A 941-nucleotide genomic window follows, 5' to 3' on the forward strand; every position below is an offset into this window, starting at 1 on the left:
CTCGGCATCTGGCCGCTCGGCCCGCTCGGTCGGTGGTTCCGATACCTCGGCATCGCGCTGGTGGTCCCGATCGCGATCGTCGTCGCCGCGGTGTTCCTCTCCGCGGCCTTCGGCTGGGTCGACCTCGACCTCGCCGGGCTGTCGGGGTTCCGTGCGCAGCTGGCGGCGGCGGTGCCGGCGGGAACGCCCCTGCCGCCCCTGCACCTCCTGCTCGTGCTGCAGCTGGTGCAGATCCCCCTCGGGGCGGTCATCAACAGCGTCTTCGCCGCAGGAGAGGAGATCGGCTGGCGCGGCTGGCTCCAACCCGCCCTGATGCCCCTCGGCGCGTGGCCGGCGATCCTGATCACCGGCGTGGCGTGGGGGTTATGGCACAGCCCGCTCATCCTGCTCGGCTACAACTTCGGCCGCACCGACATCATCGGCGTGCTGTTCATGGTCGGCGGCTGCGTGATGTGGGGACTGTTCCTCGGATGGCTTCGCCTGCGCACCGATTCCGTGTGGCCCGCCGCACTCGCGCACGGCTCGCTGAACGCCGTCGCCGGCTTCGTGGTGCTGGTCTCGGCCGCCGGCTCCACCGTCGACATGGCCGTCGTCGGACCGCTCGGCGTGGTCAGCTGGGTGCTGCTCGGGATCGTGATGGTCGTCATCGTCGGCCTCGAGAGGATGCGGGTCGCCCGCCCCGCTGACGACACCTCGTCGCCGGGTTGACGTGGGGCGAGCGCAGGGATTTGCTGGGGGAATGGTCGACCCCACACCTGACGCCTGGCGACGCGTGGATCGCTACCTCACCGAGACCCTCGTCGGTCACGACCCCACCCTCGAGGCCGCCGTCGACGACCAGAACGCGGCGGGCCTGCCGTCTATCGAGGTCGCTCCCGTCAACGGCAAGTTCCTGCACCTTCTGACCCGCATCGCCCGTGCGCGGCGCATCCTCGAGATCG

The 941-nt window shown here is 70.7% G+C and carries 1 protein-coding gene and 1 pseudogene; both read left to right on the plus strand.

Annotated elements, in window-relative coordinates; all coding sequences use genetic code 11:
• Nucleotides 1-708, plus strand: a 708-nt coding sequence (locus B4E30_RS00500; protein WP_286793033.1) for a CPBP family intramembrane glutamic endopeptidase, incomplete at its 5' end; no start/stop codon positions are given.
• 31 nt (nucleotides 709-739) lie between these two features.
• A pseudogene (locus B4E30_RS00505) lies at nucleotides 740-941 on the plus strand (methyltransferase); the annotation flags it as partial.

This window comes from Microbacterium sp. UBA3394 (genome assembly GCF_002358725.1).
Lineage (GTDB): Bacteria > Actinomycetota > Actinomycetes > Actinomycetales > Microbacteriaceae > Microbacterium > Microbacterium luteum.